Source organism: Devosia riboflavina, from assembly GCF_000743575.1.
In the GTDB taxonomy this organism is placed as follows: domain Bacteria; phylum Pseudomonadota; class Alphaproteobacteria; order Rhizobiales; family Devosiaceae; genus Devosia; species Devosia riboflavina.
The window spans coordinates 357,641-373,935 of sequence record NZ_JQGC01000006.1 but is presented as its reverse complement, the minus strand read 5'-3'; the positions used below and the strand labels follow the sequence as shown (position 1 = coordinate 373,935).

Below are 16,295 nucleotides of genomic sequence, written 5' to 3'. Positions count from 1 at the left end.
GGTCAAGCCCGAGGATGACGGTCGGTGGTGGGCGGAGGACGTGCGCGGCCTCCCTATCAGACCTTGAGCAGGGCCTTGGCTTCCTCGATGCCGAGGGCCAGGGGGCGCTCGCAGGTGGTCTGCAGCGTCAGGACCTGGCCGGTTTCACCGGCCTTGAGGAGACCCGTCATGACTTCGACGACGTGGAGAGCGACGTCGAGGCCGCAGCGGGCGTTCTGGCCGTTCTCGATCGAGAGCATCATGTCGGCAAGGCCGGCGCAACGGTAGTTGGCGCGCGGCACTTCCTTGTCGAGGTCCTGGTTCGGCTTGCCGAAGGGGTGATCCCAGGGCGAGACCGGGGTGCGGATGCCTTCGATGCCGGTGGTGACAAGGTCACCGCCGAAGAAGTTCGGATCGGGCACGAAGATCGAACCGTCGGTGCCGTAGAGCTCGATATTGTGGTGGCCGTGAGCCGCCACGTCCCAGCTTGCGCCGATGGTGATGATGGCGCCGGAGTGGAACTCGAGCACGCCGTGGATCGTGGTCGGGGTGCCGACCTTGATCGTGGTGCCCTTATAGGGGCCTTCGGCGCTGACGATACGTTCGGCACGAGCGCTGCCGGTGAAGGCCGAGAGGCGCTTCACGGGGCCGAGCAGGTGCACGAGGTCGGTGATGTAATAGGGGCCGAGATCGAGGATCGGGCCGCCGCCCGGCTGGAAGAAGAAGTCCGGGTTCGGATGCCAGTGTTCCATGCCGCGGCTCATGACGTGGGTCGTGCCGCTCATGATCTTGCCGAGCTTGCCACTGTCGATGATTTCGCGGGCCTGCTGGTGGGCGCCGCCGAGGAAGGTATCGGGAGCCGAACCAACCTTGAGACCGCGCTCATCGGCTGCCTTCTTGAGGGCCAGGCCCTCTTCGACGGTCAGAACGAAGGGCTTTTCGGAATAGGCATGCTTGCCGGCCGAGATGATGTCGGACGATACCTTGTAGTGGGTCGCCGGGATCGTGAGGTTCACGATCACGTCGACTTCGCTGTTCTTCAGCAATTCGTCCGGAGTCTGGGCGGCAACGCCGAACTCATCAGCACGCTTCTTGGCGGCTTCGGGCAGGATGTCGGCCACAGCGCGCACTTCGAGCCCCTTGAAGAGGGGCGCGAGGCGGAGATAGGCGGCCGAGATATTGCCGGCACCCATGATGCCGACGCCATAGGTCTTTGCCATTTTGACTTACTTCCAGTTCTTGGCGGCTGCGATCGAATTGGTGGCGAAACGCTCGGGATCGGACGGCTTGTCGTGTTCCGCGACGAAATACTGCGCCTTGGTCTTGCTGGTCACCTTGCCGATCAGGTCGTTCCAGCCGACAACGCCGGTACCAACGTCGGCCCAGCCGTCTTCGTCGGCCTTTTCACCGGCCGGAGCGATGTCCTTGACGTGCACGGCGGTGATGCGGGCGCCGTACTTATCGAACCAGGCAACCGGATCGGCCTTGCCACGGATGACCCAGGCAACGTCGCATTCCCATTCGATCTTGGGAGCGGTTTCAAGGATGATGTCCATCGGCAGGCGGCCGGAGGTGGTCGGCACGAATTCAAAATCGTGGTTGTGCCAGCCGAAGCCGTAACCGGCGGCAGTGACCTTTTCGCCGATGCCGGCCAGCGTTTCGGCCAGTTCGATCCACTTGGAATCGTCGGCGCTACGCTGCTCGACCGGGATATAGGGGCAATAGAGGCGCTTCATACCGATGGTTTCGGCTGTCTTCAGCGCGGTCGCAGTGTCCTTGAGCTGATCGAGGCCGAAGTGGCCGGTCGGCATGGTGAGACCGTTCTTCTTGAGATCGGCAGCCAGCGCGGGGGCATCGGCATAGAGCCCGCCGTAACCTTCGACCTGGCTGTAGCCGAGAGCGGCAAGCTTGCTCAGAAATTCGGACTGATTGGGGTAATTGCGGGCGCTATAAAGCTGGAAGGACAGCTCGGTCATCTTAGCCTCTTGGTCAAATTGGAAGCGGGGTCGCGTCGTGGGAAGGGAATTAGCTGGAACAAAGGCCCGGCGTCACCGCGCCCGGACAGATCGACTGCCGCGAAAGTAATGTCGAATACCGGCCTGGCCGGCAAAACGGCGCCCCATGGGGCGCCGTCAATCTTGGAGCCATCTCTTTTCAGAGACGGTTTTCGGTTTCAGCGTTGAACAGCGAGCCGCGGGCAATGTCGAAGCCGACGGTCACCTTATCGCCGACGGCCAGCGGGATATCGCTGCTGCAGCGGAAGGTAACCGGCACACCGGCAACCTTGGTCCAGGCCAGGGTTTCGGAACCCATAGGTTCGACAATTTCGATCTCGGCCGTGGTCTTGAACGGCATGCCCTGAGCGGCGTCGCCCAGGAGAATGTGTTCGGGACGGACGCCGAGGACCGCCTTGAGCGAGCCAGCGGGCGAGGCCGCGAAATCATAGGCACCGACCGGAATCTTGGTGCCATCGGCAGCGGTGAAGGTGGTGCCGTCGACCGACCCGGTGATGAAGTTCATCGAGGGCGAGCCGATGAAGCCAGCCACATAGAGATTGACCGGCTTGTTGTAGATGGTGTGGGGATCAGCAAGCTGCTGGATCACACCATTCTTCATGATGGCAATGCGGTCGGCCAGCGTCAGGGCTTCGATCTGATCGTGGGTCACGTAGATCATGGTGTTCTTCAGGCGCTGATGCAGGCGCTTGATTTCGACGCGCAGGTCCGAACGCAGCTTTGCGTCGAGATTGGACAGCGGCTCGTCGAAGAGGAACACGTCCACGTCGCGCACCAGCGCACGGCCGATGGCGACGCGCTGGCGCTGACCACCGGACAGATTGGCCGGCTTGCGATTCAGCAGCGGCTGGATCTGCAGGATTTCGGCGGCGCGTGCGACGCGACGCTCGATCTCGTCCTTGGGCATGCCGGCGACGCGGAGGCCGAAGGAAAGGTTCCGCTCGACCGACATCTGCGGATAGAGCGCATAGGACTGGAACACCATGCCGATGCCGCGGTCCTTGGGCTCAAGCCAGGTGACGTTCTTGCCGGAGATGAATATCTGGCCGTCGGAAACGTCGAGAAGACCGGCAATGCAGTTGAGCAGGGTCGACTTGCCGCAGCCCGAAGGCCCGAGCAGCACGATGAACTCGCCCTGGGCAATGTCGAGATTGAGGTGCTCAAGCACCTTCACATTGCCGAAGTTGAGGGAGAGATCGCGAATGGAAACGCTGTGTTGCATTGGGTTATCCCTTCACCGCACCGGCGGCAACGCCGCGGACGAACCACTTGCCGGATACGAAGTAAACAGTGAGCGGCACGAGACCGGTCAGCACGGTGGCGGCCATGTTCACGCTATAATCTGGCGTGCCCTGGACCGAGTTGACGATATTGTTGAGCTGGACGGTCATCGGATAGTTCTGCGTGCCGGCGAAGACGACGCCGAACAGGAAGTCGTTCCAGATGCCGGTGACCTGCAGGATGAGCGCCACCACGAAGATCGGCAGCGACATGGGCAGCATGATCTCGAAGAAGATGCGCCAGAACCCTGCCCCGTCGACACGCGCGGCCTTGAACAGTTCCTGCGGCAGCGAGGCGAAGTAGTTGCGGAACAGCAGGGTCAGGATCGGCATGCCGAAAACAGTGTGGATGAGAATGACGGCCTGAAGCGAACCGAAAATACCCATTTCACGGGTGATCATCACCAGCGGATAGAGCATCACCTGATAGGGGATGAACGAGCCGAAGATGAGGATGGCGAAGAAGATTTCCGAACCCCTGAAGCGCCAGTTGACGAGCGCATAGCCATTCACCGCAGCGATGAAGATCGAAACGATGGTGGACGGGATGGTGATCTTCACCGAGTTCCAGAAACCGGGCGACAGACCCTGACAATTCAGGCCCGTGCAGGCGCTGGTCCAGGCCTTGATCCAGGCGTCAAAAGTCGGAGCCTGTGGCAGCGCAAAGATATTGCCAAAGCGGATTTCCGGCATGGTCTTGAGCGAGGTCATGACCATGACGTACAGCGGGAAGAGATAGTAGAGCGAGAAGAACACCAGCACCGAATAGATGATGATCTTGCGCGGGGTGAAGAAGGGCTTGGGCTTGGGGCCCCGCGCCTCGACGACGGTGCCGGCGGTTGCAGGCGTCGAGCCGGCCATGGTTGCGGTCTGGCTCATGTGCGTTTCCCCTTGCCACCATATTCGAGATAAGCCCACGGGATCATGATGATGAGCACGGTCAGCAGCATCATGGTAGCGCCGGCCAGGCCCTGGCCGATATTGCCGCCCGAGAACATGTAGTTGAAGACGTATTTGGCGGGGACTTCGGACGAAATGCCCGGACCGCCGTTCGTAAGCGCGACGACGAGATCGTAGAGGCGAACGATGCCCGAACCGATGATGACAACGGCCGTGACGAGCACGCCGCGCATCATGGGCAGCACGATCGAGATATAAGTGCGCCAGGTGGGAATGCCGTCAACGCGCGCGGCCTTCCAGATTTCTTCATCGACGCCGCGCAGACCGGCGAGCATGAGCACCATGCAGAAGCCCGTACCGTGCCACAGCCCGGCAATGAGCAACGCAAAAAGCACCATGCGCGGATTGGCGATCCAGTCGAACGTGAAGTTGGTCCAGCCCAGATTGCGCAGGGTTCCCTGCAGGCCGAGGGTGGGGTTCATGATCCACTGCCACACAAGGCCCGTCACGATGAACGAGAGGGCGAAGGGGTAGAGCATGACCGTGCGGAAGGCACTTTCGAAGCGGATCTTCTGATCGATCAAAACCGCAAGGACAAAGCCGATCACCAGCGTGAACACCAGCGACATCACGCCATAAGCGATGAGGTTGGTGACCGACACGTTCCAGCGCGAGGTCGCAAACAGGCGCTCATACTGATCGAAGCCGATGAACTTGCCGGTGGGCAAGAGCTTCGAATTGGTCATCGAGTAGTAGATCGTCCAGATGGTACAGCCCACAAAGACCACCAGCACCGTAAGCATCATCGGCACGGCCGCGATCTTGGCTGGAAGGTTGTGAAGCAGGATTCTTTTCAGCAGGCCGGGTCGGTTGACCGTTTCAGTACCCGCCTCCAAGGGAACGGCAGTATCCGCCATGTGTCTCTCCAAGAGGACGTGGCCGACCTTGCCGAACAAGGCCGACCACTTGTTTCAAAGACGGGAGCGAACTCCCGTCAGCGTAGACAGAGGCTTATTCAGCCGACTCGATGATCGAGGCATAGCGCTCGACATAGTCATCGACAGTGATGCCGTCGTCGTCGAGGAACTCGGTGTTGAGGTCCTGGAGCTGCTGCTGGATGTCGCTCGAGAGCGAGAAGTCACCAGAGGGCAGCAGACCGTTGCCGAGCATGCCAAGGGCCTTCTGCATACATGCATTGGCACCGGACAGGTCGATATCGGTACGGATCGGCATCGAACCCTTCTTCAGGTTGAAGGCGAGCTGAGCCTCAGGCGAGATCAGGGTCTTGGCCAGAGCAGTCTGGGCATCGAGCACAGCCTGGTCGGTGCCTTCCGGCAGGACCGGGAAGTAGAACGAGTCGCCGCCACCGCTCAGCTGATCGCCGAGACCGAGAGCCGGGAGACATTCGTAGTCTTCGCCCGGGACGCCGCCGGCCACCTGCAGGTCACCCTGCAGCCAGTCGCCGTGGATGTTACCAGCAGCAGTACCTTCGAGCAGCTGAGTGCCGACGTCGGCAAAGGCAGGAACCATCATGTCCGGGGACAGAACGCCACGCAGGGCGTCGAGAGCTTCGGCAACCTTGCGGAATTCCGGTCCGCGAACGGCGTCGACGCTCTTGTCACGGTTGACGGCGAGGACGAGGTCCGAACCACCGAGACCGGCCATCAGCACGCCCGGGATGCCCGAGAAGGGCCAGCCGGTTGCCAGACCGAAGGGCAGGATGCCTGCTTCCTGCAGGGCCGGCCACGAAGCGACATACTCGTTCCAGTCCTTGGGAACCGGCTGACCGATCTTTTCGTAAGCGGCGGTCGAGAGCCACAGCCAGTCCCACGAGTGGATGTTGACGGGGAAGCAGTAGATCTTGCCGTCATAACGGCAACCATCGAGCAGGGACTGGTCGACGTAGAAATCGAGGCCGCCCATTTCTTCCACGATCGGCGTCAGATCGCGCATCAGGCCAGCCTGGATGAGCTCTTCGGCGTCGCGACCGGTGTTCATCATGGTGGCGCCCATCGGGTCACCACCGATGATGCGGCTGATGATGACGGGGTTGGCACCGCTACCCGAGCCGGCCAGGGCGCTATCTACCCAGTGATTGCCGGTCGTCTCTTCGAAGACGCGGGCGAATTCGGCCACGGCGGCCGCTTCACCGGCGGACGTCCACCAGTGGGTTACTTCAAGATCGGCCGCAATTGCAGACGCGGAACCGAGCAGCGCGGTTGCCATAGCGGCAACCACTGCAAACTTCTTCATAGGAATGTCCTCCCAACGAACACGAGGGGCTATGTACCCCATTCATGCTGCCGACCTGCGGGTCCCCGTTTCCTCCAGACACCCCGACCGGCCGCGTGTAATCGATTGCATAACTAATCGAAACTGGTTGTGCAATCGATTTCAGGAGTTTCATACACGTCTTGCGGACCTGTCAAGATCGATTTAGACAGAATGCAAGCCTGACAGCGAGAGGGGGCGCTGCCGGACGTGAATATGGAAAGAAAAACACCGACAATTCAAGACGTTGCGCGTTTCGCCAACGTCTCGACCGCCACGGTCAGCCGTGCCCTCTCCTCGCCCGAAAAGGTGAGCGAGGGGACTCGTGCCCGTGTTTCGGAGGCGGTTCGTGTAACCGGTTACACGCTTAACCAGGCCGGCCGCTCATTGCGGCAACGCTCGGCCAAGACCATCCTTGTCGCCCTGCCTGACATTAGGAATCCTTTCTTCTCCTCCATCCTCGATGCGATCGAACGGGAGGCGGCGGCGCGGGGCTATGGCGTGCTCGTGCTGAACCTTTATTTCGGCCACGAAACCATTCGCCGGTTGCAGGATTTTCTGCTCTCGAACCGCGCCGACGGGCTGCTGTTGCTGGATGGGTCGGTGGATACAAACCTGCTTCAGGCGCTTGCTGGACAGGCCGATGCCATTCCTATTGTCGTCGCCTGTGAGGAAATTCCGAATTCGGGGTTCCACACGGTGCTGACCGACAATGTTGACGCCGCCGAGCGGGCGACGCAGCACCTGATCGATCTTGGCCACCGCCGGATCGGGCATCTCCTGGGGCCGGACCATAATGTCGTTTCGCGCGAACGCTTTACGGGGTTTGCGAGGGCGCTCGCGGCTTCAGGCCTGGCACCGGTTCCGGAATGGAGTTTTCGCGGCAATTTCGACATGGAGAGCGGCTTTTCCGCTGCGGCGCGCTTTCTCTCGATGACGGAACGCCCCACCGCCATTTTTGCGGCCAATGACGAATCGGCCATCGGCTTTCTCTCGGGGCTGCGGCAGCACGGAATCATTTGCCCGCGCGATATCTCTGTTGTGGGTTTCGACGATCTCGGGGTGGCGCCGCATTATGTGCCGCCGCTGACGACGATGCGCCAGCCGCGCGAAGCGCTCGGCCGCATGGCGGCGGAGGCGCTGATCGATATTGTGGAAGACCCGGACGCCCTGGGTATTCCGCTCAGGATCGTGCTGCGTTCCGAACTCGTCGTGCGCGAAAGCACGGCCAGAATTGCCCGCGGCGGAACCAACAAAGCTGGCGCCGATACCCCTTCTTCTTGACGCCGCAGGCATTTCTTTTTTCGCCAGATCAGCTAAAGGAAGGCGCGTGCGGTCCCGTAGCTCAGCTGGATAGAGCAGCAGCCTTCTAAGCTGAAGGTCACAGGTTCGAGTCCTGTCGGGATCGCCAGACTTTTCCGACCACAGAAATCTGATGGTTTTTCAGTCACTTAGACGGAACTGCATTCGCGCAACTGGCGAGTTGCTGTCGACCTGTTACGGGGATGGCGAGCAGAGAAGTAGACGCGATTCCGGCGTCTTGCGCTTACATGAGCTTACCAAATAAAGTTCCCCTGCGGTGGGCACCGCATTTAGGGGACAATCATGCATAAAGCTTTGGCAGGCGCCGTGCTTGCTTTGACCGTCGCAGGCGTCGTGGACGCTGCGGCGCTGGATCGCCGTGTACGCATCAATAACGAGACTTCCTACGACATCGTGCGATTTTATGCCTCGAACACGGGCACCAATTCGTGGGAGGAGGATATTCTGGGCAATGATATTTTGCCGGCCGGCTACAGCGTCATGATCAATATCGACGATGGCAGCGGCTATTGCAAATATGACTTCCTGGCGGTGTTCGAGGATGGCGACCAGGTGCAGGCCTCCAACAAGAATGTCTGCGAACTGAGCGAATTCAGCTTCACCGATTAGACTCGGCGCAAGAATAGCGTGGCGAGAGGCGGGGAGCCCATGAGGTTTCCCGCAACTCCCGGCACATGGCTAAAAGCCAGGAAATCCGGCATATGCAGGGCTTCCGGATCAGCCCTCACACGTCCCAATCTCCCTTGTTGAGCACAAGCAATTGACACCCCAAATCGCTGCCGGGGTTGTGCGCTTGGTTAAAATACGGCAAATTTGGGATCAATTCGGGGGATGCGACGCTGGATTCAAATCTGACGGCACCGACCATCGTACTGTTCGATCTCGATGGAACATTGGTTCATCACGTTAATCCGCGCGTCCTGCAGACGCTGGAATTTCTTGATGATTGTTCGCACCGGGCTGCGCGACTGGTGGCACGTTTCCGGCTGATGCGCCGGAAATGCGTGGCCGCGCCCCACAAGACTCCAAAACTGCTTGTGCATCGCGCCATTCATCGCGTACGGCGGAAATCGGTCGAGGAAATGCTGGTGCCCTGCGAGACCCTGCGGTCTGTGCTGGAACGGCTGCGCGCCAATGGCGTGCTCCTCGCAGTGGTGAGCAACGGGCTTGGCCGGGGCTATGGCCACGATGTGCTCGAAGCCTTCGACCTCAAGAAATATTTCTCGGCCTGCGTGTTTCGCGAAGACGTCAGCCGGGGCAAGCCCTGGCCGGATTCTATCTTGGCAGCGCTGGCCGGTCTTGGCCGCGATGTTAGGGCGCGGGACGTCATCTGGTATGTTGGCGACCAGCGCAAGGATATCGATGCGGCGATGGCGGCTGCGGATAGCCTGGCTCGTCCGATCGTTCCAATTGCCCTCGGGCCGCGTGCGGCACTGCGGGCTGTAGATGGCGATTGCCCGAACCTGCAGATCGCGTGGTCGGCCCATGAGCTTGAGCGGATCACGGCAGAGATCTTCGAGGCGCGGGAAGAGAGCGCGATGCTCGTCCCCTACCCCGTCGTTTCGATCTGAGCCATTTCACGTAGTGCCAAGGGCCTTCGCCGCCCCGCCGGCTGTCATCTTGATGTAGGCCGGAATCTATCCCGAAATCTCAAGATGGGTCCCGGCCTGCGCCGGGATGACAATCGAGATTGGGATGGGCCCAGTGCAGTGGGAAAAGCTTTAGAAATCAAAACCCATCTGGCTCGTTGAAGGTGCCGCTGGGGCCGGTGCCGGCGCTGTTTCCTTGAGAGGCTTTACGGCGCTGGCGTCGGGCTTTTTCTTCGGCGCGCGAGCGGGCTTGGGGGCGACAGGAGCTCCCGCGACCACTGTGGCGGGCGCTTCCTCGACCACTTCCTCCGCCAAAACTTCGGAAGAGCGAATGGTTTCGAGCCAGGTTCGCGCTGCATCGAGTTTAGCCGGGCGGAAGGCATAGACGTTTTCGCGCCCCTTCTTCACCTCCGCGACGAGGCCGGCGGATTTCAAGACCCGCAAGTGGCGCGAAATGGCCGGGCGGCTGATGGAGAAAGCCTCGGTCAGGACGTGGACCGGCGTGGGGGCCACTTTCAGGATTTCCAGAATCCGGCACCTGGTTGTGTCGGCGAGGGCCGAATAGAGGGCAATCGGGGGTTTGGACTTTCTGCTCATGATGTGAGGCCTACGTAACGGAGGCGTTACAGGTCAAGCGAGCGAACCCTTTCTTCACCAGAAACGTTGGTGTCGCGTTGAGGATGACATCGGAATGCCGCGTAGAGGCAATAGATTGGTCACATCCTTCGCCGCAGTCTGGCGTCCAGGAGGAGTTGTCATGAGCTACGCAGCAGGTCCCAAATCCTATTCCTGGTGGAGCCGTGAGCAGCGGCCGTTCACGCCGGCAGAGCTGATCGTCGATGCCGCCGTGCATATCCTGGGCCTCATTATCGCGATTGCTGCGGGGTCAATCCTCCTGGCCATGACCGCGATGCACACGGCACCCGAGGCTTTTCCGGCGCCCACCGTTTATGTCGCGACGCTGGTGGTCGTTCTCGGCGTGTCCCTAGCTTACAATATGTGGCCGATTTCGCCGATCAAGCGGCATCTGGCCCGCTTCGACCAGGCGGCGATTTTCCTTTTCATTGCGGGATCCTATACGCCCTTCCTCGCGGTGATCGGCGGCACGCAGGCCGGCGCGATCATGATGAGCCTCATCTGGGGCGCCTCGCTGATCGGGGTGGCGTTGAAGCTGATCGTGCCGCAGCGTTTTGGGCGGCTGGCAATCCTGCTCTATCTCGCCATCGGCTGGAGCGGCATTGTCGTGTTCCAGGCCCTCGCGCAGGAATTGCCGAGTTCGACGCTGTGGCTCCTACTGGCCGGCGGCGTCACCTATTCGGCCGGGATCGTTTTCCACCTGTGGGAAAAGCTCAAATTCCAGAATGCCTTGTGGCATGTCTTCGTGGTGGTGGGCGCCAGCCTGCACCTTTGGGCGGTGCTGGACTGCATGGTCATACACCGCCTCTGAGGCTCATTCGGCGGCGGTGATGCGGGGATGGGTGACGGTGTCGCCCGCCTCGATGCCGAGTTCGACGCTGCGGCCGCCGGGGATTTCCAACACGAACTGCACCGGACCATCCGATGGAATGCCCGTTGGATCGTGGGGCCGTGCGTTGACGTGAATGTTTTTCACGACGCCATCGGCGGTGATGAACAGCATGTCGAGCGGAATGAACGTGTTGCGCATCCAGAACGACACTTCCTGCTCGCCGAGGAAATCGAAGAGCATGCCGGCGTCATCGGCCAGTTCCTGGCGGTACATCAGGCCCTGCGCCCGGCTTGCGGCGGTGTCGACGACCTCGATGTTGAAGGTGTGATCGCCGCTGGCGCTGTGGATGGTCAGCTTGGATTCGTCGCTGCAAGCGGCAAGAGGCAGGCTGACGACAGCGATGGCTGCGGCGGCCGCAAGTGCCCGAAACTGGTGCAACATCGATGATGCCTTTGATTGCAGTGAGCGCGGCCTATTGGGCCGGACTCAATGAGAGGAAGGTGCGTCGCCCCAACCGTCGGGCCGAATTTCGGCGACCATAAGGCCCTTTGGACCATTGCCATAGCGCACGAGCACGAACTGGCCGGGGCGCAATTCGGTGATGCCGAAGCGGCGCAGGGTTTCCATATGCACGAAAACGTCGGGCGTGCCCTCGCCGGCCGACAGGAAGCCGAAGCCGCGAATGCGGTTGAACCACTTTACCTCGAGGCGGACCATGCCAGAGCTCGGCTCGACCACGACATGGGTGCGCGGGCTCGGCATCTGGGCCGGGTGGCGGGCGGTCGATTCGTCCATGGAGACGATACGGAAAGCCTGCAGGCCGCCGGGGCGATTGAGCGCTTCCACGACGATGCGCGCGCCTTCATAGGCGGTCTGATAGCCATCGCGGCGGAGGCAGGTGACGTGGAGCAGGATGTCGGCCAGGCCATTGTCCGGCACGATGAAACCAAAGCCCTTGCCGGCATCGAACCATTTGATGGTTCCGGCGACTTCGATGGTGTCAACGGCAGCCCCGTCCTGTCGCGCAGACAGGTTTTCGCGCTCACCGGCTTCGGTGTCGTGAGACGGATTCGTGGGATTTCCACTATCGCCGTTAATATTGGCCCCCATGCCGCAACGCCCTTTTGCAACTCCCGTGACCACGGGTACTCGACAATACCAGCTCACTCTGTCCGATTCAGTCTCAAAAGTTAAGAAGGTGTTGCGAAATAGTTGTAGGAGCCGCGTCCGGTTGTCGTTGCGGCTAGCTTCTGCGCTTGTTAGGCCAACATCACGATCCCGCGAAAAGGAGGCAGGAATGAAATATCTGCACACGATGGTGCGCGTCACCGATGTCGAGGCGAGCCTCAAATTCTACTGCGAGGGTCTTGGCCTTCAGGAAGTGCGCCGCACGGACAATGAAAAGGGGCGCTTTACCCTGATCTTCCTGCGGGCGCCGGGCGACGAAGGCGGCGAGGTCGAACTGACCTATAACTGGGATCCGGAAGTTTATACGGGCGGCCGGAATTTCGGACACCTAGCCTATCGTGTCGCGGATATTTACGCGCTGTGCCAGCATCTGCAGGATTTGGGCGTCGTCATCAACCGTCCGCCGCGCGATGGACACATGGCCTTTGTGCGTTCGCCGGATGGGATTTCGGTGGAGCTCATCCAGGATGGCACCCTGCCCCCGCAGGAACCCTGGGCTTCGATGCCGAACACCGGTAGCTGGTAAAAGTCCTTCTGCAAACTCTACTATGGCGGCCACCTGACCCGGTTTTCTGCGCTTCCGGTGCTCACGTACCAACGTACGCTGCGCTCCGGTTCTCGAAAACCGCGCCAGTTGTCTCGCCCTAGCGAGTTTGCATTCGGACTTTGCCTTCACGATTCGCTAACCGTGCTGCTTAGCGCGCGGTTAGCGAAACCCTTCTAATTTTAGCGACTGAACCGTTCGGCCCATTGTGTGTGGCGCTTCTGCCACAGCGGGCAAATCGGGAAAGTTGCCATGCCCCATTTTATCCGTTCCGTCCTCGCTATTGGTGCCGTCGTAACCACGCTGGCCGCCTGCGTGCCCATGGCCATGTTCGCCAATGGCAGCGGGGCGGGCTATTCGGGACTGCGGGCCGATTGGGGCACCTATGTCTCCTCGCGCGAGGTCAATGCCTTCTGTCTCTCGCCGCAATTGCGATTCCTGATCTGGGAATTCGAAGGGCATTTCGGCAAGAAGGTGGTGATGCAGTCGGGCTATCGCGACAACTATCACAATAATGCCGCGGGCGGCGCCGACAACTCCTATCACACCAAATGCATGGCCGCGGATTTCTACATTCCCGGCGTCGACAAAAGCCGGCTGATCGAGTTCGCCATGCGCACTTCGGCCGTGGGCGGGCTCGGCTGCTATCCGGGCCGCAACTTCATCCATGTCGACGTTCGCGACCGTCCACGCGGCTACAATCGCCCCGTCACGTTCTCAGGCTGTTGATAACTTTCGGCTTTTTGAAAAAAGTGCGAAATCTCCACCGAGGGGGTTGCGCATCAGAAAAGCTCCCTCTATACGACACCCAGCGTTGAGCGCGCCCTTCGTCTATCGGTTAGGACGGCACCCTTTCACGGTGCAGAGAGGGGTTCGATTCCCCTAGGGCGTACCACGCTTCCCCCACTCATTGTTGGGAAAGCGAGTTGGCTCAGGCGCTCAATACGGCTTAGGCGCCCATCGTCTAGCGGTCAGGACGACGCCCTCTCACGGCGTAAACAGGGGTTCGATTCCCCTTGGGCGTACCAGCATTTTCAACGATTTAGCACCGACCAGTGCGCTTCCCCACAAATATCGGTATAGACGTGGCCAGCAATGATGCCAGTGCTTGAGCATGGCATAAAACCGGGCTGCGCTTTCGCATGCGAACAGGAGAGGCAGATGTCCAGCGACAAACGTCACGATGAGCAGGTGCGCCTGACTGGATGGACCGCCGGCGCGACCGAAAAAGACAAGAATACCAATCCGCATCGCGGCAAGAAGAACGACGACGAAGCCAACTGGGACGAAGCCTGGGAAAAGGGCTTTGCCGGCGAGGACTACACTGTCTGGTCGTAGCTGCGTAGCCCTTGGGGCCGTTGACATGACCCGTTGCTAATCAGGAGAGCGCCTTGGCCCTTTTTGCCGTGAGTTTTATGCTCGAGGACGGAAGCGACTATAATGATCGCTACGCCGCGCTGACCAAGGCGATCGAAGCGGCTGCCGATGGGGATGTCTGGTCCGAGACGTCGTCTTTCTATCTTGTGACCTCGACCAGGAATTCGGTTGGGCTGAAGGATGAAATCACGTCCGCGGTCGCCCTGCAGGACGGCGATGTGCTGCTGGTGATCAACCTGAGCAAGACCAAGGGTCACGCGACGAGTGGCGTCACGAGGAAAACGCTGTTCAAGAAGCTGATCGACCAGCGCTAAGGCGCTCTGTGGACGCTATCGCTACGCGCGCTGTACATCGGCAAGAGCCGATTGCGACTTCTTGACCGCGACAACCACTTCGACCCGGCTCCTGACTTTCATCTTGTGCATCAGGCTGGTCATGTAGTGCTTAATGGTCTGCTCGGTCAGATCGAGCGTTCTCGCGATTTCCCTATTGGTCTGGCCGAGCAGTAACTGTCCAACGATCTGCTTTTCGCGGCGGCTGAGGCTGAAAAGGGCGGCAGGAGGCGCCGTCGACAGCCGGGCGCGCATGGCGGTCAGGACTTCGGCCGAGAATTTTTTCGAGATGACCAATTCGCTGCGCGCCCGGATCGCGTCGAGCAACTCTTCGATCGGGTCGCTTTTGAGCACGAAGCCGGTTGCGCCTGCTTCGAGCGCCTTGACCGCGGAATCGACGCTGCAATAGGCGGTGTAGACGATGGCGCGGGTCTGGCTATTGGTGCGGGTGGTTTGGGAAATGGTCTGGAAAATGTCGCCGGGCATCGAGAGATCGAGGATCGCCACATCCGGTCTATGCTCATTGATGAGATCCAGGCTCGATTGGGAGCAGTTCGCCTGCCCGACTACGTCGAAATCTCCTTGCCTTGCCAAGATGTCCTTTATGCCCTCGAGGAAAACCGGGTGGTCGTCGGAAATGGTGACGGTTCTTACGTGAGATTGACTGGGCATCATTCTTCGCGGAAGGCGCGACTGATCTGGTCGGTGAAGGGCTTCACGAAGTAGGCGATGGCCACCTGTTCTTCGGTTTGCACGAAGACTTCCACGGGCATGCCGGGTACGAGACCGGTGGGGCCGAGTTGGTCGAGGTCGTCGGTGGGATCGGCTTCGGCGAGATAAAAACTCTGGCCGCTCTGCGGATCGGTGGTGGCAGCGGCAGAGATGCGCGTGACGATGCCACCGATTTCGGGCGTCGTGCGCTGGTTGAAGGCGGAGAAGCGGAGTTTCACCGGCTGGCCCAGGCGTAATTGGTCGATGTCGTTGGTGGCGACGCGGAACTCGATCTTGAGATCGGCATCGGCAGGCACGATGGTCATGAGCTTTTCGGCGGGCGTGATGACACCGCCCAGAGTGGTCACGGCGACCTCGTTGACCGTACCGCTGACCGGAGAGCGGATCACAGTGCGGGCCTGGCGGGCGTCGACTTCGGTCAGGCGATCGCGCAGTTCGGCGAGACGGGCGTCCACTGTGCGTAGTTCGCGCAGGGCCTCCATGCCGCCGGTCTGGTCGATGGCAAGGATTTGCAGTTCGATTTCGCTGATGCGGGCATTGGCCCGGGCGATACTCGCGGCGATCTCGCCTTCAGAGCCCATCATGCGGGCGAGTTCGCGATCGGTAGCATTGAGGCGGGTGGTTTCGATGAGGCCTTTTCCGGCGAGTTCGTTCATCCGCGTGCGTTCTTCGCGGACCAGGGCCAGCTCTTCCTGCAAGGCGTCGTCCTGATAGGCGAGACCGGCGATCTCCTCGCGCAACTGGGCGACCTGCAGTTCCAACTGGGAGCGCAGCGACTGCTGGTTGAGCATGGTGCTATCGAACAATTGCTGCTCGCCGGCGAGGATAGAGGCCGAGCCGGGATATTGGGACAAGTATTGGTCGGGGAAGGCGATTTCGCCCGCCTGCCCCGCCTGGGCCTGGAGGCGGGCCTGCCTGGCGACGAGCTCGGCGAGTTGGCCGACGAGGATCGAGCGTTCGGTGCGAATCTGGACGTCGTCGAGCCGCAGCAGGATGGAGTCTTTTTCGATGACATCACCCTCGCGCACTTCGATGGCGCGGACGACGCCGCCGTCGAGATGCTGGATGGCTTTCACCTCATCGTCGACCAGCACGGTGCCAAGGGAGATGACGGCGCCCGAGAGTTTTGCCGTTGCCGACCAGCCGCCGATGCCGGCGACCAGCAGGATGGCGAAGATACTGCCGGCGATGACGCGGCCGGTCAGGGCAAAGCTGTCCTGTTCGGCTCTGCCTCGGCGCTGGGAGGTCGGCTTTGCGGTGAAGGCGGCGTAGGTGTCGATCGTGGTCATCACTCAGA

General features: G+C 60.7%; 19 protein-coding genes and 3 tRNA genes. 11 read left to right on the top strand and 11 right to left on the bottom strand.

The features are described 5' to 3' along the window. Positions 1 to 56 precede the first annotated feature (56 nt). The 6 genes from JP75_RS09110 to JP75_RS09085 form a co-directional block, all read right to left on the bottom strand. Entirely contained in the window at positions 57 to 1,199 is a 1,143-nt protein-coding gene (locus JP75_RS09110) for a Gfo/Idh/MocA family protein (RefSeq protein WP_035081797.1), read from the bottom strand. A gap of 6 nt (positions 1,200 to 1,205) precedes the next feature. After that, positions 1,206 to 1,955, bottom strand: a complete 750-nt coding sequence (locus JP75_RS09105) for a sugar phosphate isomerase/epimerase family protein (RefSeq protein ID WP_035081795.1) — start codon at positions 1,953 to 1,955, stop codon at positions 1,206 to 1,208. Positions 1,956 to 2,133: 178 nt separating this feature from the next. Continuing rightward, the gene (locus JP75_RS09100; protein WP_035081792.1) at positions 2,134 to 3,216 is read right to left on the bottom strand and encodes an ABC transporter ATP-binding protein; all 1,083 of its coding nucleotides are present in this window, start codon (positions 3,214 to 3,216) and stop codon (positions 2,134 to 2,136) included. Positions 3,217 to 3,220: 4 nt separating this feature from the next. Further along, positions 3,221 to 4,135, bottom strand: a complete 915-nt coding sequence (locus JP75_RS09095; protein WP_051960534.1) for a carbohydrate ABC transporter permease — start codon at positions 4,133 to 4,135, stop codon at positions 3,221 to 3,223. Between the two features lie 14 nt (positions 4,136 to 4,149). Continuing rightward, positions 4,150 to 5,091 carry a carbohydrate ABC transporter permease gene (locus tag JP75_RS09090; RefSeq protein WP_084587563.1) on the bottom strand — a complete coding sequence of 314 codons (942 nt, stop codon included), beginning with the start codon at positions 5,089 to 5,091 and terminating at the stop codon, positions 4,150 to 4,152. Between the two features lie 94 nt (positions 5,092 to 5,185). After that, positions 5,186 to 6,427 carry an ABC transporter substrate-binding protein gene (locus JP75_RS09085; RefSeq protein ID WP_035081786.1) on the bottom strand — a complete coding sequence of 414 codons (1,242 nt, stop codon included), beginning with the start codon at positions 6,425 to 6,427 and terminating at the stop codon, positions 5,186 to 5,188. Positions 6,428 to 6,661: 234 nt separating this feature from the next. Between JP75_RS09085 and JP75_RS09080 the strand changes: the two genes are divergently transcribed. The 4 genes from JP75_RS09080 (at position 6,662) to JP75_RS09065 (ending at position 9,339) form a co-directional block, all read left to right on the top strand. Then, on the top strand, positions 6,662 to 7,729 hold the full coding sequence (locus JP75_RS09080; RefSeq protein WP_051960524.1) for a LacI family DNA-binding transcriptional regulator: 1,068 nt from the start codon (positions 6,662 to 6,664) through the stop codon (positions 7,727 to 7,729). Positions 7,730 to 7,779: 50 nt separating this feature from the next. Next, a tRNA-Arg gene (locus tag JP75_RS09075) sits at positions 7,780 to 7,856 on the top strand. A gap of 194 nt (positions 7,857 to 8,050) precedes the next feature. Continuing rightward, positions 8,051 to 8,377 carry a hypothetical protein gene (locus JP75_RS09070; protein WP_035081782.1) on the top strand — a complete coding sequence of 109 codons (327 nt, stop codon included), beginning with the start codon at positions 8,051 to 8,053 and terminating at the stop codon, positions 8,375 to 8,377. A gap of 176 nt (positions 8,378 to 8,553) precedes the next feature. Next, positions 8,554 to 9,339, top strand: a complete 786-nt coding sequence (locus JP75_RS09065) for an HAD hydrolase-like protein (RefSeq protein WP_051960523.1) — start codon at positions 8,554 to 8,556, stop codon at positions 9,337 to 9,339. Between the two features lie 150 nt (positions 9,340 to 9,489). Here the strand turns inward: JP75_RS09065 and JP75_RS25235 are convergent, their stop codons facing one another. Further along, complete coding sequence (locus JP75_RS25235; protein WP_051960522.1) at positions 9,490 to 9,954, bottom strand: ArsR/SmtB family transcription factor; 465 nt, start codon at positions 9,952 to 9,954, stop codon at positions 9,490 to 9,492. A 160-nt stretch (positions 9,955 to 10,114) separates the two neighbouring features. On the opposite strand from JP75_RS25235, the gene trhA reads away from it, so the two are divergent. After that, on the top strand, positions 10,115 to 10,804 hold the full coding sequence (trhA, locus tag JP75_RS09055) for a PAQR family membrane homeostasis protein TrhA (RefSeq protein WP_035081780.1): 690 nt from the start codon (positions 10,115 to 10,117) through the stop codon (positions 10,802 to 10,804). Positions 10,805 to 10,807: 3 nt separating this feature from the next. Here trhA and JP75_RS09050 read toward each other — a convergent pair whose 3' ends face one another. Together JP75_RS09050 and JP75_RS09045 are read right to left on the bottom strand one after the other, a co-directional pair. After that, entirely contained in the window at positions 10,808 to 11,266 is a 459-nt protein-coding gene (locus JP75_RS09050) for a DUF192 domain-containing protein (protein WP_035081775.1), read from the bottom strand. A 45-nt stretch (positions 11,267 to 11,311) separates the two neighbouring features. Beyond that, positions 11,312 to 11,935 carry a cold-shock protein gene (locus tag JP75_RS09045; protein WP_084587561.1) on the bottom strand — a complete coding sequence of 208 codons (624 nt, stop codon included), beginning with the start codon at positions 11,933 to 11,935 and terminating at the stop codon, positions 11,312 to 11,314. A 187-nt stretch (positions 11,936 to 12,122) separates the two neighbouring features. On the opposite strand from JP75_RS09045, the gene JP75_RS09040 reads away from it, so the two are divergent. From JP75_RS09040 to JP75_RS09020, 6 genes are all read left to right on the top strand, one after another. Continuing rightward, on the top strand, positions 12,123 to 12,539 hold the full coding sequence (locus JP75_RS09040) for a VOC family protein (protein WP_035081773.1): 417 nt from the start codon (positions 12,123 to 12,125) through the stop codon (positions 12,537 to 12,539). A gap of 270 nt (positions 12,540 to 12,809) precedes the next feature. Continuing rightward, positions 12,810 to 13,286 (top strand): YcbK family protein, encoded by a 477-nt coding sequence (locus tag JP75_RS09035; protein WP_035081771.1) that lies wholly within the window; start codon positions 12,810 to 12,812, stop codon positions 13,284 to 13,286. Positions 13,287 to 13,377: 91 nt separating this feature from the next. After that, positions 13,378 to 13,452: transfer RNA gene (locus JP75_RS09030), tRNA-Glu, on the top strand. Positions 13,453 to 13,510: 58 nt separating this feature from the next. Further along, positions 13,511 to 13,585: transfer RNA gene (locus JP75_RS09025), tRNA-Glu, on the top strand. Between the two features lie 133 nt (positions 13,586 to 13,718). Then, complete coding sequence (locus JP75_RS26525; RefSeq protein ID WP_160194662.1) at positions 13,719 to 13,895, top strand: hypothetical protein; 177 nt, start codon at positions 13,719 to 13,721, stop codon at positions 13,893 to 13,895. A 53-nt stretch (positions 13,896 to 13,948) separates the two neighbouring features. Further along, positions 13,949 to 14,248, top strand: coding sequence for a hypothetical protein (locus JP75_RS09020; protein ID WP_035081768.1), 300 nt, complete (start codon positions 13,949 to 13,951; stop codon positions 14,246 to 14,248). Between the two features lie 21 nt (positions 14,249 to 14,269). Here the strand turns inward: JP75_RS09020 and JP75_RS09015 are convergent, their stop codons facing one another. Together JP75_RS09015 and JP75_RS09010 are read right to left on the bottom strand one after the other, a co-directional pair. Next, positions 14,270 to 14,938: a response regulator gene (locus tag JP75_RS09015; RefSeq protein WP_035081766.1), complete on the bottom strand. Its 669-nt coding sequence runs from the start codon at positions 14,936 to 14,938 to the stop codon at positions 14,270 to 14,272. Further along, a complete protein-coding gene (locus JP75_RS09010) occupies positions 14,938 to 16,287 on the bottom strand; it encodes an HlyD family type I secretion periplasmic adaptor subunit (RefSeq protein WP_035081763.1) in 1,350 nt (449 codons plus the stop codon). The genes JP75_RS09015 and JP75_RS09010 overlap by 1 nt, the downstream gene beginning before the upstream one ends. Between the last annotated feature and the right edge of the window lie 8 nt (positions 16,288 to 16,295).